Annotated in this window: 22 protein-coding genes; 12 read left to right on the top strand and 10 right to left on the bottom strand. The window is 68.3% G+C overall.

The annotated features are described in order from the left end of the window. Positions 1-99: 99 nt before the first annotated feature. Positions 100-459 (top strand): GatB/YqeY domain-containing protein, encoded by a 360-nt coding sequence (locus AKJ08_RS14425; RefSeq protein ID WP_050726704.1) that lies wholly within the window; start codon positions 100-102, stop codon positions 457-459. A gap of 89 nt (positions 460-548) precedes the next feature. Next, on the top strand, positions 549-926 hold the full coding sequence (locus AKJ08_RS14420) for a VOC family protein (protein WP_050726703.1): 378 nt from the start codon (positions 549-551) through the stop codon (positions 924-926). Between the two features lie 4 nt (positions 927-930). On the opposite strand, the gene AKJ08_RS14415 is transcribed toward AKJ08_RS14420, so the two are convergent. The 6 genes from AKJ08_RS14415 to AKJ08_RS14395 all read right to left on the bottom strand — a co-directional run bounded on the left by AKJ08_RS14415 (position 931) and on the right by AKJ08_RS14395 (position 6,485). Beyond that, the gene (locus AKJ08_RS14415; RefSeq protein ID WP_050726702.1) at positions 931-1,833 is read right to left on the bottom strand and encodes a VOC family protein; all 903 of its coding nucleotides are present in this window, start codon (positions 1,831-1,833) and stop codon (positions 931-933) included. Next, positions 1,830-2,285, bottom strand: a complete 456-nt coding sequence (locus AKJ08_RS14410; protein ID WP_082343203.1) for a DUF1801 domain-containing protein — start codon at positions 2,283-2,285, stop codon at positions 1,830-1,832. The genes AKJ08_RS14415 and AKJ08_RS14410 overlap by 4 nt, the downstream gene beginning before the upstream one ends. Positions 2,286-2,380: 95 nt before the next feature. After that, complete coding sequence (locus tag AKJ08_RS14405; RefSeq protein ID WP_050726701.1) at positions 2,381-3,595, bottom strand: multidrug effflux MFS transporter; 1,215 nt, start codon at positions 3,593-3,595, stop codon at positions 2,381-2,383. 34 nt (positions 3,596-3,629) lie between these two features. Then, on the bottom strand, positions 3,630-4,169 hold the full coding sequence (locus tag AKJ08_RS14400; RefSeq protein ID WP_050726700.1) for a GNAT family N-acetyltransferase: 540 nt from the start codon (positions 4,167-4,169) through the stop codon (positions 3,630-3,632). Between the two features lie 43 nt (positions 4,170-4,212). Next, a complete protein-coding gene (locus AKJ08_RS21050) occupies positions 4,213-4,608 on the bottom strand; it encodes an HAD-IC family P-type ATPase (RefSeq protein ID WP_276202172.1) in 396 nt (131 codons plus the stop codon). Further along, positions 4,587-6,485, bottom strand: a complete 1,899-nt coding sequence (locus AKJ08_RS14395; RefSeq protein ID WP_276202171.1) for a heavy metal translocating P-type ATPase — start codon at positions 6,483-6,485, stop codon at positions 4,587-4,589. The genes AKJ08_RS21050 and AKJ08_RS14395 overlap by 22 nt, the downstream gene beginning before the upstream one ends. 174 nt (positions 6,486-6,659) lie before the next feature. Here AKJ08_RS14395 and AKJ08_RS14390 point away from each other — a divergent pair, with 174 nt between their 5' ends. The 5 genes from AKJ08_RS14390 (at position 6,660) to AKJ08_RS14370 (ending at position 11,768) form a co-directional block, all read left to right on the top strand. Continuing rightward, complete coding sequence (locus AKJ08_RS14390; protein ID WP_050726699.1) at positions 6,660-7,703, top strand: zinc-dependent alcohol dehydrogenase family protein; 1,044 nt, start codon at positions 6,660-6,662, stop codon at positions 7,701-7,703. A 184-nt stretch (positions 7,704-7,887) separates the two neighbouring features. Next, complete coding sequence (locus tag AKJ08_RS14385) at positions 7,888-9,132, top strand: TCR/Tet family MFS transporter (RefSeq protein ID WP_050726698.1); 1,245 nt, start codon at positions 7,888-7,890, stop codon at positions 9,130-9,132. Positions 9,133-9,242: 110 nt separating this feature from the next. Beyond that, positions 9,243-10,121 (top strand): alpha/beta hydrolase family protein, encoded by an 879-nt coding sequence (locus AKJ08_RS14380; RefSeq protein ID WP_050726697.1) that lies wholly within the window; start codon positions 9,243-9,245, stop codon positions 10,119-10,121. Between the two features lie 103 nt (positions 10,122-10,224). Then, a complete protein-coding gene (locus tag AKJ08_RS14375) occupies positions 10,225-11,076 on the top strand; it encodes an N-formylglutamate amidohydrolase (protein WP_050726696.1) in 852 nt (283 codons plus the stop codon). A gap of 44 nt (positions 11,077-11,120) precedes the next feature. After that, a complete protein-coding gene (locus AKJ08_RS14370; protein ID WP_050726695.1) occupies positions 11,121-11,768 on the top strand; it encodes a M23 family metallopeptidase in 648 nt (215 codons plus the stop codon). A 13-nt stretch (positions 11,769-11,781) separates the two neighbouring features. On the opposite strand, the gene AKJ08_RS14365 is transcribed toward AKJ08_RS14370, so the two are convergent. From AKJ08_RS14365 to AKJ08_RS14355, 3 genes are all read right to left on the bottom strand, one after another. Beyond that, complete coding sequence (locus AKJ08_RS14365) at positions 11,782-12,546, bottom strand: methyltransferase domain-containing protein (protein WP_050726694.1); 765 nt, start codon at positions 12,544-12,546, stop codon at positions 11,782-11,784. Positions 12,547-12,557: 11 nt separating this feature from the next. Next, the gene (locus AKJ08_RS14360; RefSeq protein WP_050726693.1) at positions 12,558-13,226 is read right to left on the bottom strand and encodes a DNA-3-methyladenine glycosylase family protein; all 669 of its coding nucleotides are present in this window, start codon (positions 13,224-13,226) and stop codon (positions 12,558-12,560) included. Between the two features lie 121 nt (positions 13,227-13,347). Next, complete coding sequence (locus AKJ08_RS14355; protein ID WP_050726692.1) at positions 13,348-13,707, bottom strand: arsenate reductase family protein; 360 nt, start codon at positions 13,705-13,707, stop codon at positions 13,348-13,350. A 186-nt stretch (positions 13,708-13,893) separates the two neighbouring features. On the opposite strand from AKJ08_RS14355, the gene AKJ08_RS14350 reads away from it, so the two are divergent. The 5 genes from AKJ08_RS14350 to AKJ08_RS19440 all read left to right on the top strand — a co-directional run bounded on the left by AKJ08_RS14350 (position 13,894) and on the right by AKJ08_RS19440 (position 19,550). Further along, positions 13,894-14,622 carry a glutathione S-transferase family protein gene (locus AKJ08_RS14350; protein ID WP_169788841.1) on the top strand — a complete coding sequence of 243 codons (729 nt, stop codon included), beginning with the start codon at positions 13,894-13,896 and terminating at the stop codon, positions 14,620-14,622. 408 nt (positions 14,623-15,030) lie between these two features. After that, a complete protein-coding gene (locus AKJ08_RS14345; protein WP_050726690.1) occupies positions 15,031-15,321 on the top strand; it encodes a hypothetical protein in 291 nt (96 codons plus the stop codon). Positions 15,322-15,438: 117 nt separating this feature from the next. Further along, on the top strand, positions 15,439-16,293 hold the full coding sequence (locus AKJ08_RS14340) for an aldo/keto reductase (protein ID WP_050726689.1): 855 nt from the start codon (positions 15,439-15,441) through the stop codon (positions 16,291-16,293). Between the two features lie 160 nt (positions 16,294-16,453). Beyond that, positions 16,454-17,692, top strand: a complete 1,239-nt coding sequence (locus tag AKJ08_RS20195) for a hypothetical protein (protein WP_205624728.1) — start codon at positions 16,454-16,456, stop codon at positions 17,690-17,692. Positions 17,693-18,284: 592 nt separating this feature from the next. Beyond that, positions 18,285-19,550 carry a hypothetical protein gene (locus AKJ08_RS19440; RefSeq protein ID WP_157370706.1) on the top strand — a complete coding sequence of 422 codons (1,266 nt, stop codon included), beginning with the start codon at positions 18,285-18,287 and terminating at the stop codon, positions 19,548-19,550. An 81-nt stretch (positions 19,551-19,631) separates the two neighbouring features. Here AKJ08_RS19440 and AKJ08_RS14325 read toward each other — a convergent pair whose 3' ends face one another. Next, on the bottom strand, positions 19,632-20,084 hold the full coding sequence (locus AKJ08_RS14325; RefSeq protein ID WP_050726686.1) for a DUF2267 domain-containing protein: 453 nt from the start codon (positions 20,082-20,084) through the stop codon (positions 19,632-19,634). Positions 20,085-20,107 lie beyond the last annotated feature (23 nt).

Below are 20,107 nucleotides of genomic sequence, written 5' to 3'. Positions count from 1 at the left end.
CCCAGGAGTCAACCGAGTTCCGCGTGGGGTGGGGCGTCCAATGATGCGCGCTGGGCAAGCTGGCGTTATGAGCGGAAACCGTACCCCGGAGGATCAAGGATGAGAGGCGTCGAGGAGTGGAAGAGCTTGTTGCGCGCGGCGTTGCGAGAAGCGCTCCGTGCTCGGCAATCGCACGCGGTGGCAGTAATTCGCGAGACGCTGGCGGCAATCGACAACGCCGAAGCGGCGGACTCGAGCGCGGCCCCGCCGGTTCAGCACGGCGTGATCGCTGGCGGCGTCGCGGGGGTCGGCGCAGGCGAGGTCGCGCGACGGGTGCTGAGCCCGGAAGCGGTGGCCGCGATCGTCGAGCGCGAGATGCAGGAGAGGCGCGAGGCGGCCGAGACGTATGCGGCGCTGGGGCGGGATGACGAAGCCCGCAAGCTCAGGCTCCAGCTCGAGGTGCTCGCTTCGTTGCTCTGAGGCCGTCCGAGCGTCCTCGATCCGGCTCGGTTGCCGCCTGCGGGGCGGTGGCCAGATTTCGCTCGACCCATCGAAGGGAGGAGGCCGGGATGCTGGCGGAGCGGGATGCGATCGCGAGCCTTGCCGTGCGGGATGTGAAGAGCGCGAAGGCCTTCTACGAGGGCACCCTTGGCCTGACCCGCGTAGCCGACGTAGGCGGCGGAGCGGTCGTCTACAAGGCGGGACACACCGAGATCATCGTCTACCAGTCGGAATACGCCGGCACGAACAAGGCCACCGCGCTTGCGTGGAGGGTCGGCAACGACTTCGACGCCGTCATGCGCTGGCTCGGATCCCGTGGCGTCCGATTCGAGCACTACGACATGCCGGGGCTCAAGCGAGAGGGCGACTTCCACGTGGCGGACGGCCGGAAGATGGCGTGGTTCAAGGATCCGGACGGGAACATCTTCCACATCACGAGCGCCTGACGGGTCACCGCCCCTCGAACGCCGCCTGGAGTGCGGCGACATCGAGCTTTTTCATGCCCAACATCGCCTCGAACGCTCGGTCGCGTGCCGCGGCGTCCCGGCTGGCCATCCACTCGACCATGGCGATCGGGACGATCTGCCAGGAGAGGCCGAAGCGATCCTTCAGCCATCCGCAGGGGCCGCGCTCGCCTCCTTCCGAGAGCGCCTCCCAGTAGCGGTCCACCTCGCCCTGGTCCTTGCACATCACCTGCAGCGAGACTGCTCCGTTGAACCCGAAGCCGTGCTCGATGGGGCTGTCCATCGCGATCAGGTCCTGGCCGGCCACGACGAATCGCGCGTGCTTGACGGTGCCCGTCGGTCCCTCGCCGGCGGCGTAGCGCTCCACGCTCTGGATCTTTCCGCCGGGGAAGATGCGGACATAGGCCTCCATCGCCTCGTTCGCTTTCCCCTTCTGGGCGTCCGTGAACATCAGGCACGGCACGATCGAGGCACTGCCGGGCGCGCGCCGACCCGCGATCACCTGCCACGAGACGCCGAAGCGATCCTTCGCCCAGCCGAATCCCTCGCTCCAGGGATAGGAGCCGAAGGGCATGAGCACGTCGCCGCCGTCGGAGAGCAAGCCGAAGAGTCGCTCGGCCTCGCCCACCTCGTCGACGTGGGCGAAGAACGAGATGCTCGGATTGATGACGAAAATGGGTCCGCCGTTGAGCGCGGTGAAGCGCTGCCCGGCGATCTCGAACTCCACCGTGAGGACGCTCCCGCGCGGTTTGCCGCCGGGGTTGTCGCGGGACTCCGAATAGTGCGACACGGCCGTGACGCGACCCTTGGGGAAGGTCTTCGTATAGAAGCTTGCGGCTTCCTCGGCCTGATCGTCGAACCAGAGACAAGGAACGATCGGACTGCTCACGACTCACCTCGACTGGGCAGGGCACGGATCCAGTTCCGCAAGAGCGCTTCGAGAGCGCCGCGCTTCGCTTCGAGCTCCTCGGCGCTTCGGATCGTCACGACCGCTCGATCCTTTGCGAGCCAATCCAGGATGCGGTCGGGATCGGCTACCTGTACACCCGTGGTGGCGGCGCCTTTCACTTTGGCGCCCGTGTGCAGGATGAGGGAGAGGCGGTCCTTCGCGCGGAGGTGGAAGGTGGCGAAGTGATCCTCTGTGCGGAAGCTGGGCGCGTTCCACTTGATCTCTTCGTGGATCGCGGGGTCGAGTCCGAGGATGAGCTGGCGCAGCCGGTCGAGCTCGCCCTTCAGCGGATGCTCGAGGCCCTGCAGGAAGGCGACGACGGCGGGAGCGGTTCGGCCGTCGCCTGCCTTCGTCTTTGCCTTGGAGCGGGGCTTGGGTTCCTTGGGCGGCATCGGGACCTCCTCGTCCGATCATAGCCCATGTGTTCGAACCGCAAACCGTCAGCAGGTGTCGAAGAGCCAGTAGCCGACACCTGACCAGCTCGAGGCTACGAGCTCGGCCGAAGCTCGCCCCGCTCGGAAGAGATGCCCTTCCAGCCGAAGGGGGCGGCGGCGACGAGGGCGAGGAGTCCGCAACCGAGCATGACCGCCGCCATGGGCTGAGCGGAGCCGTCCGCCAGCGCGCTCACCAAGGTAGAGGCGAGAGCGCCGCAGGTGGTCTGCAGGGTCCCGAGGAGCGCCGAGGCGAGGCCCGCGCGCTTGCCCTGGGGCGCCATTGCGAGGGCGGTGGAGTTCGGCAGCGCGAAGCCAACGGACGCGATGCCCACGAAGATCAGGGGGAGGATCACCGGCAGGCCCGCGCCGCTGCCGGCGGCGATCAGGAGGCCCACGTAGGCGAGCGCTGCACCGGCGATGGCCGTGCGGAGGACCCGAAGGACGCCGAGGCGGGGAACCAGCCAGCGGTTGATCTGCGAGGCCGCGATCAGGCCAAAGGCGTTGGTGCCGAAGATGAGCCCGAAGCGCTCGGCGGGGACGCCGTGGAGCTCGATGAAGACGAAGGGCGACCCGGCGATGTACGCGAACATCGCCGCCTGCATCGCGCCGCCGGCGAGGCTGAGGCGAACGAAGGGAAGCTGGCGCAGGAGCTCGCCGAGGGAGCGCGCGATCTCGCGGAAGCCCTGGCGTCGGCGCGCGTCGACGGGGAGGCTCTCGGGCAGCGACGTCGCCACGAGGGTGAACATGGCCGCGCCGATGCCGGCGAGGGTGACGAAGATCGCCCGCCAGCCGGCGTGGGCGAGGAGCTGGCCACCGACCAGCGGCGCGAGGATGGGCGCTGCACCCATCACCAGCATCAGCGACGAGTAGAGCCGCGCCGACTCCCGCTCGTCGAAGAAGTCCCGGACCACGGCGCGCGCGATCACCATTCCGGCGCATCCGCCCAGCGCCTGGACGAAGCGGGCCGCCGCGAGGAAGGGCAGGTCCGGCGCAGCCGCACAGGCGAGGGAGGCCGCGACGTAGAGCGCAAGGCCTGCGAGGAGGGGCGTGCGCCTGCCGAGGCGATCCGCCAGGGGGCCGTAGAGGAGCTGTCCGGCCGCGAGTCCCGCGAGGTAGGTCGCGAGAGTCAGCTGCACCGACGACACCGAGGTGCCGAGCGAGCGCGCGAGCGTGGGGAAGCTCGGCAGGTACATGTCGATGGAGAAGGGGCCGATAGCGGAGAGGGTTCCGAGCACCAGCGTCAGGCGGCGCGTCGACGGTGTCTTCATGGGCGGCCCAGATCGCGACGAAGCGGTGGCGCCGTCAAGCCCGCCGTCTCGCTCTCCACGCGTCGCGGCTCTGGCCCCAGATCTCCATCTCGACGTTGTCGAAGGGAGCCGGGAGCCGGCCGAGCCTGAGGAGGGTCGAGCCGAGCCGCGCCGCCACCTTCCTCGAACCCTCGTTGGCGGGGTCGATGGTGTGGATCACCTCGGTCCAGCCGAGGCGCTCGAAGGCCCAGTCGATGGCTGCGGCAGAGCCCTCGGTGGCGTAGCCCTTGCCCCAGGCCTCGCGAGCGAGGCCCCACCCGACCTCGGTGCCGGGCCATTCCTCCGGCTGCCAGGGGCCCAGGCGGCCCATCCACCGGCCGCTCGCCCTCTCGATGACGGAGAACATGCCGAAGCCCTGCAGCGCCCAGGAGCCAGTGACCGCCGCCAGGCCGCGCCAGGAGCCGTGGCGGGACTGTAGGCCGCCTACGAAGCGGGCGCTCTCCGGGTCGGCCATGAAGGCCGCCCATCCGTCGAGGTCTTCCCGGACTGGCGGGCGGAGGATCAGGCGGTCGGTGTAGAGCGTGGGTCCAAGCATGGTCCGAAAAATAGACGAGTCGCGGACGCGCCGCGACCCAATCTCACGGGTGGAAGCGGCGCAGCCGCAGCGCGTTGCCGAGGACGAAGACGCTGGAGAGCGCCATGGCGCCGGCGGCGAAGATCGGGGACAGCAGCACGCCGTTCACCGGGTAGAGGACGCCGGCTGCGATCGGGATCAGCGAGACGTTGTACGCGAACGCCCAGAAGAGGTTCTGCCGGATGTTCCGAATCGTCGATGCAGACAAGGCGATCGCGTTCGGCACGCCCTCCAGGCTCCCCGACATCAGCACCATGTCCGCCGCCTCGATGGCGACGTCGGTGCCGGTGCCGATCGCGAGGCCGACGTCGGCTTCGGCGAGCGCCGGCGCGTCGTTGATCCCGTCGCCGACGAAGGCCAGCCGGCCGTGCTCCGCCTTCAGCCGGCGGACCGCCTCCACCTTGCCCTCGGGAGGACCTCCGCGACGACCTCGTCGATCCCGAGGCGCCTGGCGATCGCCTCGGCGGTGCGGCGGCTGTCGCCCGTGATCATGGCGACCTTCAGGCCGAGCGCGTGCAGGGCCGCGATCGCCCTCGGCGTGGACTCCTTGATGGAATCGGCCACGGCGAGGATGCAGGCGAGCCTGCCGTCGATGGCGGCGTAGAGCGGCGTCTTCCCTTCGTCGCCCAGCCGCCGCGCGACGTCCGCGAACGCGGAGGGATCGAGGCCGAGCCGCTTCATGTAACGATCGGCGCCGATCGCGACCCGGGTGTCGCCCACCCGGGCGGCGACGCCGAAACCGGTCACGGACTCGAAGCCCTCGACCACCGGAAGGGAGAGGCCTCCGGCCGCATCGACGATCGCGCGGGCGATGGGATGCTCGGAATTGTTCTCGACGGCGGCGATCTTCGCCAGCACCTCGACCCGATCGAAGCCGTCCGCCACCTCGAGATCGGTGAGCGCGGGCCTCCCCTCGGTGAGGGTTCCGGTCTTGTCGACGGCGACGACCTTGGCCTCCTGGAGGAGCTGCAGGGCTTCGCCCTTCCGGAAGAGGACGCCCAGCTCGGCGCCGCGGCCGGTGCCCACCATGATCGAGGTCGGCGTGGCCAGGCCCATGGAGCAGGGGCACGCGACGATCAGCACCGCGACCGCGTTGACGAGGCCGAAGGTGAGGGCGGGCTCGGGGCCCCAGACCAGCCAGGCGACAAACGTGATCCCAGCCGCCGCCATGACGGCGGGAACGAACCACATCGTCACCTTGTCCACCACGGCCTGGACCGGGAGCTTCGAGCCCTGCGCCTGCTCCACCATGCGGATGATCTGGGCGAGGACGGTCTGGCCGCCGACGGCGGTGGCCCGGAAGGCGAATGCGCCGGTCTGGTTGATCGTGCCGCCCACGACCCGGGCGCCAGGGCGCTTCTCTACCGGGACGGGCTCGCCGGTGATCATGGACTCGTCGATGAAGCTCCCGCCTTCGACGACCTCGCCGTCGACGGGAACCCGCTCGCCGGGGCGAACCTCGACCAGGTCTCCGGGGGAGACGTTCGCCACGGCGATCTCCACGACGCGTCGGCCCCTTCGGACGCGCGCGGTCTTCGGCTGCAGGCCGATCAGGCGCTTGATCGCCTCGGAGGTCCGCCCCTTGGCGCGCGCCTCCAGGAAGCGGCCGAAGAGGATCAGGGTGACGATTAGAGCGGCCGCCTCGTAGTAGACGTGGACCGTGCCTTCCGGGAGGAGGGAGGGGGCGAAGGTCGCCACCACCGAGAAGGCGTAGGCCGCCGTCGTGCCGACTGCGACGAGGGAGCTCATGTCCGGCGCACGGCGCAGGAGCGCGGGGATCCCCGTCCGGAAGAAGCGCTGGCCGGGGCCGATCAGCACCGCCGTGGTCAGCGCGAACTGGATCCACCAGCTGAGCTGCAGGCCGACCCCGCGCACGACGAGGTGGTGGAAGGCGGGGAAGAGATGCGTGCCCATGTCCAGCGCGACGCTCGGCAAGGTCAGGGCCACGGCCAGGAGGAGGTCGCGCCGGAGGGCTCGGTCCGCCGCTGCGCGGCGCTCTTCTGCCCCGTCGGTCTCGGAGGACCCTTCGAGCGGCCCAGGGACGTAGCCCGGGACCATGTAGCCGGCCCTCTCGATCGCCCGCACGAGCGACACGCGCTCGATCGGCTCGGAGAGCGTGACCTCTGCGCGCTCGGTGGCGAGGTTCACGCTGGCCGAGGCCACTCCGGGGACGGCCTTCAGCGCCCGTTCCACGCGGCCCACGCAGGAGGCGCAGCTCATTCCCTCGACGGGCAGGCTGACGGTCTCTTCGATGCGGGTGGTCCCGGAGGTTTCCATTCGTCGACTCCTCGGCTCGATCCGTTGTCTAACGGCCACGCTGAGGCTTTCAACGATGGAAAGGTCAAATCGTTACGGGACCTCGGCAGACGAAGCCCTCGCCCCCCGTCTGCGTCGTGGAGCTCCGGCGCTCGGTCCGGCTACCGTCGGTCTCCTGCCAACGAGGATCGCAAGATGAAGGCGCTCGTCTACCACGGCCCCGGAAAGCGAAGCTGGGAGGAGAAGCCGAAGCCCAAGCTGCAGGAGCCCACGGACGCGATCGTCCGGATCACCACCACCACGATCTGTGGCACGGACCTTCACATCCTGAAGGGCGACGTCCCGGAGGTGGAGGACGGCCGGATCCTCGGCCACGAGGGGGTGGGGATCGTCGAGGAGGTCGGCTCGGCGGTGAGCAACGTCGCCGTCGGCGACAAGGTGCTGATCTCCTGCATCTCGTCCTGCGGGCGCTGCGACTTCTGCAAGCGGAGCATGTACTCGCATTGCCGCAACGGCGGCTGGATCCTGGGGCATCTGATCGACGGCACGCAGGCGGAGCACGTGCGGATCCCCTTCGCGGACACGAGCACCTACCGGCTGCCGAAGGACGCGAACGAAGAAGCGATGGTGATGCTCAGCGACATCTTCCCCACGGGCTTCGAGGTGGGCGTCCTGAACGGCGAGGTCGCGCCGGGCGACGTGGTGGCCATTGTCGGCGCCGGGCCCATCGGCCTCGCGGCGCTCGTGACGGCGCAGCTCTACTCGCCCGCCGAGCTCCTGATGATCGACCTCGATCCGAACCGCCTGGAGGTGGCGCGGAGCCTGGGCGCCACGAAGACCATCGACGCCGGGCGTCCGGACGTCGTGAAAGCGATCCTCGAGCATACGGGCGGCGACGGCGTCGACGTCGCCATCGAGGCGGTTGGCATCCCGGCCACCTTCGACCTTTGCCAGCAGATCGTGGCAGCTGGCGGTCACATCGCGAACGTGGGCGTCCACGGAAAGCCGGTGCAGCTCGAGCTCCAGAAGCTCTGGATCCGAAACATCACGCTGCGGACCGGCCTCGTCGACACCTTCAGCACGCCGCGGCTTCTCGACATGGTGAACGCCGGAAAGCTCGAGCCCGCCCGGATGGCGACCCACCGCTACGCGCTGACGGAGATGATGAAGGCCTACGACACCTTCGCCGCCGCGTCCCGTGAGCGAGCGATCAAGGTGGTGCTTCACGCGGGCGGTTGAGGGTCGTTCCGGGGAGCTTCAGCGCGCTCTCGAGATCGTCTTTCTGCCGTCCCGTGGGCTCGTGTAGACTTCGGCCGAGAAAGCCGAGGCCTCCCATGAACACCGCGTCCTGACACCGCTCGACCGGCCTCGCTTCCTCTTCCATCGCGCGTCCACTGCGCGCGCACTCCTCGGATCACCCGCCATGTCTTCCCCCGCCTTTCGCGCCGGCAAAGCCGCGATCGCGTTCATCCTCGTCACCGCGATGCTCGACGTCGTGGCGATGGGCATCGTCATCCCGGTGCTGCCGACGCTGATCGAGCAGTTCTCCGGCTCCAACGCCCGCGCCGGCGTGATGAACGGCATCTTCATCGCCCTTTGGGCCCTGATGCAGTTCGTCGCGTCGCCGATCATCGGCTCGCTCTCGGATCGCTTCGGCCGCCGCCCGGTGATCCTCCTCTCCACCGTCGGCCTCGCCGCCGACTACGTGCTGATGGCGCTGGCGCCGAACCTCTGGTGGCTCGCGGTTGGACGTCTCGTCGCCGGCGTCACCTCGGCCAGCTTCAGCGCCGCGTTCGCCTACATGGCGGACATCACGGCGCCCGAGAACCGCGCGCGTGGCTACGGGTTGATCGGGGCCGCGTTCAGCGCCGGCTTCGTCGCCGGCCCGTTGCTGGGCGGCGTCCTCGGAGAGTGGTCGCCCCGCGCACCGTTCTGGGTGGCGGCGGGGCTCAGCGCCGTCTCCTTCGCCTATGGCGCGTTCATCCTCCCCGAATCGCTGCCGCCCGAGCGGCGCATGGCGTTCTCCTGGCGCCGCGCCAACCCGCTGGGCGCGCTGCGGCTGCTCCGCACGCACGCGGAGCTGACGGGCCTGGCCATGGTGAACTTCCTGCTCTACTTCGCCCACCACGTCTTCTCCGCGGTCTTCGTGCTCTACGCCGGGTATCGCTTCGGATGGACCGCGTGGCAGGTCGGCATGCTGCTCGCCATGGTCGGCGTCCTGGACATGGCCGTGCAGGGCCTTCTGGTCGGACCGATCACGAAGCGCCTCGGGGACCGCCGGACGATGGTCTTCGGTCTCTCGATGGGCGCGGTCGGGATCGCCTGCATGGGCCTCGCGCCCAACGGTTGGCTGTTCGCGCTGACGGTGCTCCCGAACGCGCTCTGGGGCGTGGCGATGCCGACGCTTCAGTCGCTGATGACCCAGCATGTCTCCGAATCCGAGCAGGGTCAGCTCCAGGGGGCCAACACCAGCGTCGGGAGCATCGCCGGCGTGCTGTCGCCCCTGTTCTTCGGCTCCGTCTACGCGGCCTCCGTTGGACCGGACGCGCTCCTGCCGCATCCCGGCTCGGCCTTCCTGATCGCCGCCCTGGTGCTTCTCTCGGGCGCCGTGTTCGGCGCCCGGGTGACCCGGCGCGCCGCGCAGGCGGCGACCGTCTCGCCGGGCTGATCGGCCTCGTCGATCGGCGCTGTCGCCGACTCGACCCGCCTCGCGCTCGTCCGATCGTCACGTCGGGCGAGCGCAGCTACCATCGGCTCGTCCCGTCCCGGAGGCAGCCCATGGTCGAGCCACAGCGACTCATTGACAACGGGAACGGCCAGCTCGTCGCGAGCCGGTGGTTCCGACCCGACGTCGAGTCTCGCGGCTCGGTGTTGATCGCGCCGGCGATGGGTGTCGAACAGCGCTTCTACGCAGCCCTCGCCCGATGGTTGGCGGAGCGCGGCTTCCTGACGGTGACCTTCGACTACGTCGGCATCGGGCAGTCGCGGACCATGGATCTGCGCCGCCTGGACGTGAACGTGCTCGATTGGGCGCGCTTCGACTGCGGCGCCGTCCTGGACGCGCTCGCCGCCGAGACCGGCGAGAGGCCGCTCTACTGGATCGGTCACAGCCTGGGCGCGCAGATCATCCCGTTCGTGAGGGGCCGCCAGCGGATCAGCCGGATGCTGACCATCGCTTCGGGCAGCGGCTACTGGAGGGAGAACACCCCCGAGCTCAGGCGCCGCGTCTGGCTGCTCTGGTTCGTGGTGGCGCCGCTCGTCACGCCGCTGGTTGGCTATTTCCCCGGCAACCGCCTGGGCATGGTCGGAGATCTGCCGCGGGGCGTGATCGAGCAATGGCGGCGCTGGTGCCTGCATCCGGACTACGCGGTCGGCGTCGAGGGGGAGGCAGCGCGCTCCGCCTTCGCTTCGGTGGAAACGCCGATCACCACGATCTCCTTCACCGACGACGAGATGATGTCCGGGCGGAACACCGAGTCGATGCATCGCTTCTATGGCGGTGCGCCGAAAACCCACAAGCGGCTCGCGCCGGAGGACATCGGCGCCAAGGCGATCGGACATTTCGGCTTCTTCCGCGCCCAGTTCGCGACCTCCCTCTGGGAGAACCACCTGCTGCCCGAGCTGGCGCCCGTCGAGCCGCAGCGCCCGCCGGCGTAGCGCGAGCCGGCGGCCACTGGGTGGCTCTCGGACCGACGCCGGCTTGTCGCCCCGGAACGCGGCGGCTACAACGTTGGCTCGCTCGGGGGCGCAGGAGGAAGCGGTGATCGGACGCACGAAGCAGGTGGTGATCTCCGAGGTGACGGACGCCTACGAGGCGCTGGAAGGCGCGCCGGACGCCACGGTCTTCCTCACCTGCGAGCACGCGTCCGAGCGCCTCCCCGAGGGCTACGCCTGGCACGGCGACGACGCGCGTCTAGTCGGGACGCATTGGGCCTTCGACCTCGGGGCGAGAGAGCTCGTCTTCGACCTCGCTGAAGCGATGAGGGCGCCTGCCGTCCTCTCCCGCTTTTCCCGCCTCCTCGTCGATCCGAACAGGCCGGAAGACTCGGAGACCCTCTTCCGCGCGGAGGCGGAAGGGGCGGCCGTCGCGCTGAACCGCGATCTCACCGACGCCGAGCGCACGCGGCGGATCGATCGGTTCTACCGGCCGTATCACCGTGCTCTAGACGCGCGCCTCGCCGCCCACGGGGCGCCGGTCCTCTTCTCCATCCACACGTTCACGCCGGTGTACGAAGGCGCGATTCGTCCGATGGAGGTCGGGGTCCTGTTCGACACCCAGGACGAGCTCGCCGAAGGGGTGGCCGCCGCGATCCGGGCCGCGGGCTTCGTGACCGCGATGAACGAGCCCTACTCGGGAAGGCCGGGCTCATCTACGCGGCCGAGCATCACGCCGGCACGCACGGGCGGAAGGCGCTCGAGCTCGAGGTCCGGCAGGATCTCGCCGTGCGCCCGGAGGCCCGCGCGCGCCTGGTGGACGCTATCGCCCGCTTCTTCGCCTGAAAATCCAAACGTTGCCGTGAGCATGTCTCTAGATACGGGCTGCGGCGCTGCGTGTATGCGAAGACCTGGGGTTGACGCCTGGACGCCGCTCACGTTGAATCGTTCCCCGTGACACACCCTGTAAGGCTCGACTCGTCGTCCGGAGAGGTTCCTCGAATGCAGCTCGCGCGAATGCTGGTGTCGATGTCGTGCGCCGCCTTGGCGCTTCTACCTGGCTGCGCCACGGCGCCCGCGCGCGGAGAAGCGACGTCCCGAGCCGACGACGCGGAGTCGATCGAGGCGGTGGTGGTGCATCCCATCTTCGCGTCGAGGTTCGAGACCAACGAGCACTGGGCGGGTCAGGTCAGCGAACCGGGGGACGCCCTCGGCAGCGACTGCGTAGTGGCCAGGTTGGTCGAGGAAAATGGCCGCCTCTGGCTTCGAAAATATCGCGGAGATGGGGCGCGGAACGAGGACTGGTACGGCTGGCGGCGGGAGGTGCTGTCGCCCATCTCCGGCGAGGTCGTGAAGATCCACGAGAATCCGAAGACGAACGAGCCCGGCGTGCTGGGAGAGGGCATGGCTACGATCGTGGAGCTCCAGCGCGCGGACGGCGTGCACGTGTGGGTCGTCCACCTCCAGGAGATCCGCGTTCAAGTCGGCGATCGGGTGGCCGCGGGGCAGCCGATCGGGCTCGTGGGAAACAACGGCCAGTCGCGGCATCCGCACATCCACGTCGGCGCCTGGCGGGACGGCCGTCCCCTCCAGATTCGCTTTGACCTGAAGGCGATCGCGGAGCTCGCGAAGCGCGAGATCGACCAGTAGACGCGAGCCGTCTTCAGTTCCCCGGGCGCGTGCCGGCGAGGAGGATCCGCTCGAAAGGGAAGAAAACGGGCCGCTCCGGGGCGCGTTCCCGGAGGACCTCGGTGTACCGGTCGAGGAAGGCTTGCCGAAGCGGCTCCTTCAGCCGCTCGACATAGGGCCTCATGCCGGTGCCGCGCATCCACTCCACCAGGGCGTCGGCGTCCGCCAGCACGTGAGGGTAGACGACGAGCCGAACGGCGATCGCTTCGAAGCCGAGGTCGAAGAGGAGTCGGGCGTATTCCGAGGGCCCGAGCACGGCGGACTTGCGGGCCCATCCGGCGAACGCCTCTCGGAATGGCGGCTCCCCCGCGACCGAGGCGAGCTCGACATGCGTGTAGTGCCCGTGGTTGGCGGGGACCTGCGCGACGAGCTGGCCGCCCGGCGCGAGGCGCTCCCGCAGGCGGGCGAGGAGCGAGGGATGATCGTCGACCCACTGGAGCGAGGCGTGGGCGAAGATCAGATCCCACTCGCCCTCGAGCGCTTGCAGCTCCCCTCGTTCGAAGCGGAGGTTCGGGCCCGCGAGCGGCTTCGCTCGCTCGAGCATCGCCGGCGACGAGTCGACGCCGAGCACCCGGCTTCCGGGCAGGCGCTCGGCGAGCTGCGCGGTGAGGGCGCCGGTACCGCAGCCGAGGTCCACGACCCGCATCCCGGTGCGCGGATGCACGAGGCCGAAGGTGTCCTCGAAGGGGGCTGTGCGCTCCGCCTCGAAGGTGAGGTAGCGAGTCGGATTCCAGTCCACCGGATCTCCTCTCAGTCCTCGGTGAGCGAGACCTTCAGGTCGAGCGCGGCCCAGAGGTAGAGGCAAGCGAGGCTGCGATGCGGCGCCCAGCGGGAGCCGGCCCGCAGCACGTAGCCCGGCGCCGCCGGATTCTTCAGGCAGTGCGCGATCTGGAGCCCCTTCTGGATCCCGAGATCGCCGGTGGCGAGGACGTCCGGGCGGTGCAGGCGGAACATCAGGAACATCTGCGCCGTCCAGACGCCGATGCCGGAGACGGCGGTCAGCGTGCGGATCACGGCGTCGTCGGGGAGCGACTCCACGTGGTCGAGATCGACCTCGCCGTCGTGCACGGCGCGGGCGAGGGCTCGCACGTAGCGGACCTTCGAGTTCGACAAGCCCGCGGCGCGTAGCGTCTCGTCGGCGGCGGACAGGATCGGCTCGGGCGTCACCGCTCCCCCGAGGACGCCGACCACGCGCCCCCAGATCGTCGCGGCGGCCTTGCCGGAGAGCTGCTGGTAAACGATCGAACGCGCGAGCGCCTCGAAGTGCGTCGCGGCGGGGGAGGGCGGGAATCGCTGCCGTCCCGCCCGCTCGACCACCGCGTCGATCAGGCGCCCGAGCCGCGGATCGGACTCGCGCAGGACGCTCTCGGCGTCGTGGAACGATGACTTCTGAGGGCGGGCGGCGGAGGCTTTGGTCATTTGGTCGAACCGGAGGCTCAGACTACACCCGGCTCCCACTCCCGGGAAACGCGCACTCGCGCTGGGCCACCCCATCCGACGATTGGGCTCGTTCGGCAAGCCGGTTCGTTGCGAGGGATGATCAGCGAGCGAAGAGCTCGCCGTACTGCTCCTCGCGGAAACCGACGAGCACGCGATCGCCGTGCACCAGCACCGGGCGTTTCACGAGCTTGCCATCTGCGGCGAGCCAGCGGACCAGCGTCGCGTCGTCGGCCGCGTCGATCCGCTCCTTGCCGATCGCGCGATAGCTCTGCCCGCTGGTGTTCAGCCACTTGCGAACGGGGAGGCCGCTCGCGGGGATCCACCGCTCGAGCTCGGCGGGCGTCGGAGGCTGCTCGACGATGGGCCGCACCTCCGCGTCGATGCCGTGCTCTGCGAGCCACTTCAGCGCCTTCTTGCACGTGGAGCAACCGGCGTAGGAGAGGATGAGGGGCTGGGTCATGGGCCGGCGAAGCTAGCGGCGCACAGACGCTCGTGCAAGGCAGTTCCCGATTCCGCGCGAGGTCGAGCCTGGCCGGCGGGCGCCGAACCGCAGTGTTCGATGCTCGACTCTCCGCCTCCGGAACTCATGACCAAAGGGGACCGGATCCGGCAGCTTCGCGGCTGCATGCATCCCGGGAGGATCCCCATGACAGAGAGTGCCCTGCGTCTCTACACCTTCTCGCCCGCGTTCGGCCTGCCGACCGCAGGGCCCTTCGGGCTGAAGCTCGAGGTCTGCCTGCGCATGCTCGACGTGCCCTACGAGCGGGTCGTCGCGGACAACTCGCGCAAAGGCCCGAAGCGCAAGAGCCCGTGGATCGAGGACGGCGGCGTGCGCCTCGGAGACACCGAGCTCATCCTCCGCTACCTCGAGCAGCGGTACGGCAAGGTCCTCGATCGAGGTCTCGATCCCGACCAGCGCTCGCGGGCCCACGTGCTGCGGAAGATGCTCGAGGAGCACTTCCACCAGGTGTTCGAGTACGAGCTGCTCGTCCGCGACGACGGGTGGGCCGCGATGAAGCGACACCTGTCCGCGGCCATCCCGCCCCTGGCGCTCGCCGTCGCTGGGCCGATCATCCGCCGAGGCTTCCGACGTCACCTCTTCGAGCGCGGCATCGCGCGGCACTCGGCCGACGAGATCGAAGCGCTGGGAAAGGCCGACATCGATGCGCTGGCGACCTGGCTCGGGGACCGCGAGTGGTTCGTCGCCGACGAGCCGACGAAGGCCGACGCGACGGCGCTGGGGCTCCTGGCGGTGACCGTCCGCTCCGGCCTGCCGGGGCCGGTCTGCACCTACGCCAGGTCGAAGCCCAACCTCGTGCGGTTCGTCGACCGCGGCCTCGCCCGGTTCTTCCCGGAGCTTCCGGCGCAAGCTTGACGAGAGAGTCTTAGTCTCTAAGATATTCGAAAGCCATAAAGCTCCGCTCGACGGAGCGAGGAGCAGGTACACCATGAGCGGCAGGCAGTCGGCACCCCTCGGCTCGGCGACGAGCGGGCGGCTCAAGATCTTCGGCGGCACCACGGACCTCGCCATCTCGTCCCTGGACGAGCCGGGTGAGCTCTACCGGGCCGAGTTCGACGGGCATCCACCAAGGGTCATCCACTCGGGCAACCAGGTGCGCCTGCGATACGGCGTGTTCGGTCCTCCCAGGTCGTGCCACTCCAAGATCGCCCTCCAGTCCTCCATCCCGTGGGAGATCGGGGTCCTCGGCGGCATGTCCGAGCTCAGCGCCGATCTCTCGGCGCTCCAGATCCGTCGGATCTCCTTCGTCGGGGGGTCGGCCGGTTGGAGCTCCGCCTCGGACGCCCCGAAGGCATCGTCCCGATCCAGATCATCGGCGGAATGGAGTGCCTCCGCATCGCGCGTCCGAAGGACGTCCCGGTCTCGATCCGCATGTTCGGGGGCGCGGAGTCCGTCCACGCGGACAACCTCCGCCTCGACTCGGTCGGAGGCATCTTTCGCTACGGCGACGTCAAAGGCGGGGACGGCACGGGCCGGTTCGAGGTCCAGGTCATTGGCGGCGTCGAGAACTTCGAGGTCGCGGGAAGCGAGCCGGCGCATTCGCAGGTGGCTTGACCCAGGCCCCCCTCCGAGGCGCCTTCGCTCGTCAAGTTCGTTTGGGCGAACGATTCTCTCGCCCAATATCCGGGCACTCCGGTAGACTCCTACCTCCGAACCCAGGAGAGCCTACCGATGAGCGTCGAACAGGCCGGAATCCTTCGTCTCGGCGGCGAGGTCCCCGTCCACCGCCTGGGTTTCGGGGCGATGCGGATCACCGGCGAGGGGATCTGGGGCGAGCCGCCGGATCTCGACGAGGCGAAGCGCGTCCTGCGGCGGGTGGTCGAGCTGGGCATCGACCTGATCGACACCGCCGATTCCTACGGTCCCGACGTCTCGGAGCGCCTGATCGGCGAGACCCTCGCGCCCTATCCGTCGAACCTCGTCGTCGCGACCAAGGCCGGTCTGACGCGGCCCGGTCCGAACACGTGGGTGCCGAACGGAGACCCGGCGCACATCCGCCGCGCCTGCGAGGGCAGCCTCCGCAGGCTCCGCCTCGACCGGATCGAGCTCTACCAGTTCCACCGGCCCGACCCGAAGGTCCCCCTCGAGGACTCGATGGGCGAGCTCGTGAGGCTGCAGAATGAGGGCAAGATCCGTTTCATCGGCGTGAGCAACTTTGACGTAGAGCAGCTCGAACGCGCGTCGGGCATCGCGAAGATCATCTCCGTCCAGAACCGCTTCAACCTCGTGGATCGCGCTTCACAGCCGGTGCTCGAATGGTGCGAGCGGCGGGGCATCGCCTTCATCCCCTGGAGGCCGTTGTCGACGGAAGGGCTCGAGGGCGGGCCGATCGCGGCGATCGCGAAACGACACAATGCGTCATTGCCTCAGATCGCACTGGCGTGGATCCTGGTCCACTCGCCGGTGATGCTCCCCATCCCTGGGACCGGCTCCGTGAAGCACCTCGAGGACAACGTCGGCGCCACGCGGATTCAGCTGGAGCCCGCCGAGGTCCTGGCGCTGACCGCCGTAGGCCGAGGAGCCTGAACCGAAGGCCACTCGCTCGGTGCGTGTCGCGGTCCTCATACCCGAATGGGCCGGCCGAACGATCATCGCAGGGGCTATTGGCAAGCGTTGCGATCGTGCTAGGGTGGCCCGGATTGGCGGATGGCCGATCCCAACCCGAAGCACTAGGAGCAGGCTTTTCATGTTGCGCAAATCTATTTTCCTGGTGGCCATGTTGTTCGCCGTCGGCACGGCGTGCAACGGCAGCAACAATCCCGATAACACCGGCGGCACCGGTGGTGGCACGGGCGGCACCGGCGGTACTGCCGGCGGCGGCACCGGCGGCACTGCTGGTAGCGAGGCCGGCTCTGGCGGCACGGACACCGGCGGCACCGGCGGCACGGGCACAGGCGGCACCGGCGGCACGGGCACCGGCGGCACCGGCGGCCCCGGCACCGAGGCGTCCTGCCGCGAAATGTGCGACGCCGTCGCCGACTGCGGGTTGGCGTTCAACCAGGGCACGTGGGACGCCGACGAGTGCACCAGGCAGTGCGAGTCGGGGGGCCTGCCCTTCGACGGCAAACTGCGTTCCTGCATCGTCGAGGCCATGGTCCCCTGGTGCGACACGGATCAGCTCGACGAGTGCTTCAATGCTCCGATCCAGGAGACCGCGGCGTGCACCGCGATGTGCGATCACCTCTACACCACCTGCGACAGCGGCCTCGGTGAGCTGACTCGCGTCCAGTGCGGCCAGGTCTGCTCGAACGGTGCGCTCGGCAAGGCCCCGAAGATCGCCTGCCTGACCGAGGCGGCGTGTGGCACCGACGCGGTCGCCACGTGCTTCCACCCGGGCGAGTCGGAGGCGTGCTCGGCGTTCTGCGACCACGCCTACCTCGACTGCGGCTACACCATGGGCTCGAACACCCGCGTCGATTGCGGCGTGAAGTGCACGAACGGCAGCTTCGGCTACACCCCCGAGATGCTCGAGTGCGCCGCGAATGCCGAATGCGCTGGTGACCCGCCCGTGATCAACGAGTGCTTCAAGCCCACGGTGTCGCCGGAGTGCAAGGCCATGTGCGACAATCTCGACGAGTGTGGGACCGACGGGACCATCTTCGAGGGCCTGACCCGGGATGAGTGCAGCGACATCTGCATGGACCCCAACCAGTTCGACGACGCCCAGATCGCGTGCTGGGGTGAGGTCGCCTGCGATCCCGAGGCGATTGATGGTTGCCTCGCCCCGGCTCCGTTCGAGCCCTCGGCCGAGTGCGTCCAGATGTGCGCTCACATCACCTCGTGTCAGCTTTCGCTTGGCTTCACCGAGACGCACTGCCAGTACATCTGCGGCACCGAGGAGTTCTCGGACGATCTGATCGGGTGCATCCTCGATGCGCCTTGCGTCAAGGAAACGATGCAGGCCTGCTTCGCCGCGAACCCGTAACTCGCTCGCTCATGCCAACGTAGGGTCTCGACCCGTCCCAGAGTAAGGGCGGGTCGAGTGCTCCTCTTGGCAAGACAGCGGTACAAAACGAAGGGGACGCCGGAAACGGTGTCCCCTTCGCCGTTAAGGGGCTCCGCCAACCCGTCACCGCCGGCGCCAATCCGCGCGACATGGAACTGCGGTTACTCGTGGCAGCAACGTGGATCCCGCCCAATCGCCGATTCGAGGCGATCTCCCCCGCGCTGGGCGAACCGTCGGCTCGGCCCGATCTTGGCAGCCGCGCCCACCTGCGAGTCCTACGCTCTCCATGCTCGGTGCAGGCTGGCGTAGTGATCGGGGTCCGTGATGCGCCGACTGATCTAGCTGCTCGATTGTTGCCCGCGTACACCCGGAGAAAGCAAGAACGCTGCTCGTTCTCAGGGACAACGACTCGCATGTCGATCAGGGCCGAGCGCGACCGACTGCCAGCGCGACGGCGCGACGGCGCGTAGGCGACTTGACCTGCGTTAGAGATCTTGCTACTGGTGTTATGGTAGTAACGCAGATCACTCGCTGTAGAGCGGCGTGGCCGCAAGGGGAAATCATGCGAGGTATGATTCGCGCAGTCGCTGTTCTGTTCCTTCTGATCTCGACGAGCGCATTCGCCGAGGCCAAATACGCCGAGATCGGCAGGGTAAGCGGGGTTGGGTCTTCTACCACGCTGATTGCGCTCGCGGCCAAGCCTGGCGTCGGGCGACTGTCGACGTACACCACGGTGCTCACGCGGCAAGGCTCAGGCGTCTCTACTTCCGCATCTGTGTCCAAGTGGCTCGATGGTAGTTTGGAATATCAGAAAACGATCAGCCCCGGTGTACCCCGCAGCCACTGCGGTCTCGATCCCGTTGGCATGGAGCAGGTTGGGGAAGGTTTCGATGAGGTGACGTACGTCGTCGGAATGTCTATCGCAAGCTGTTCGGGTTTGGGTACGGGTTCCAGAGACGAAGTCTTTCTGGCGAAGTTGGATTGGAAGGGTGACCTCGTTTGGATCCGGTTTATTGCCTCGCTCGAGGGTTGTGAGGGGTTTTTATGTCCGTCTCCTAAAATTGTTCCGACCGGCATCGTCACCGTCGGGGGACCCGGCGGGAATGTGATCATAACTGGGTACACCAACACTCCGGTTGGCCGGCCAACCAACGTCGGTAAAGAGGACGTCTTCGTCGCCAATGCTACGTCAGCGGGCACCTGGGCATGGATTAAGCAGATCGGCTCGCTGAAAAGTGATCGACCGGTGGGGGTGGCTGTAGCGCCCGACGAGAACGGGAAACTAGCGGTATTCGTTGCGGGACGGACTGACGGTTCATTCTACTACAACTATCCGAGTGACGTTCCTTCGTTCATTCTTCGGTACAACCTCGTCTCTGGGGTGTTGGAGAAGGTTCACCAGGACGATCTGAGCTTTCCCGGGGAGATCGTTGCATTCTCCGGAAGGCCGCTCGAAAGCTGGTCGCAGGGACTCTCGATCGTTTGGAAAACCGGATCCGGCCATACCCTGGAGCTGGTGGATACGACGGATCCGTGGGTGACAAATTTCTCCGATAGGCAGGTCTGGCAGTCGAATCTGTCTCGCGCGGCGGTTGGGCCAATCAAGTTGGTCGATGCCGGAACTGCCTTCTATGTCGTGTACTCGACCGTTTTGGGAGGTTGGGGCGTGATCGACCGGTTCGATACCACCGGCCATCTAAACTGGAGCGATTCCTTGCCGGTGGATGCAGGGACCCCGGCCTCGTCCAAGGTCATTCGCGATCCTTACAACCTGCACGTCGCTTACTTGGGGACCCGAGGGTATTACGGGAGTATCGGCAGGATCGTAACGCCGTAACTTGCACCTTTGCGGGTTGGTTCCTCGCAAGGTCCGAAGGGGACGCTCAGGCGTCCCTTTCGCGCTTCGTGCGAATGCGGCCTACACCGGCCGGCGCCAGATGTCGGCGAGGTCGGGCGGGAGCTGGCTGGCGACCCAGTGCACGTCCTCGTCGGGAAGCCGATCCCGCAGCGCGGTGAAGACGGCCGAGACGATCTGGAAGGTGGCGGTCGGCTCGGTGCCCAGGAGGTCGGCTACGTCGGCGAGGAAGGTGCGGGCGTTCGTGCGCTGGGCACCCGAGCCGTCGACCCGGGGGCAGGCCGCCAGCAGGATTTGAAACTCCTCCGGGAGGCGGAAGGCCAGCTCATCGCGCCGCTCGCCGGTGAGCCGCCGCTCGAGCTGGCAGAGGACCACGGCGGCGGCGTACGCGGCGTCTTCGGGATCTTCGATCGGATGGGTCCAGCGGAGCTCGTCGACGAAGGCGCGGTAGTCGTCTGCCGGCTCGTGCCGCGTGGGCACGGGCGTCGCGCTCACGTCGGGCGTCTCGTCTGCCATGGTTGGGCCTCCTTCCTCATGAA

Source organism: Vulgatibacter incomptus (assembly GCF_001263175.1).
Classification (GTDB): domain Bacteria; phylum Myxococcota; class Myxococcia; order Myxococcales; family Vulgatibacteraceae; genus Vulgatibacter; species Vulgatibacter incomptus.
Note: the sequence above shows the minus strand (reverse complement) of the source record. Positions and strands in the feature narration are given on the sequence as shown.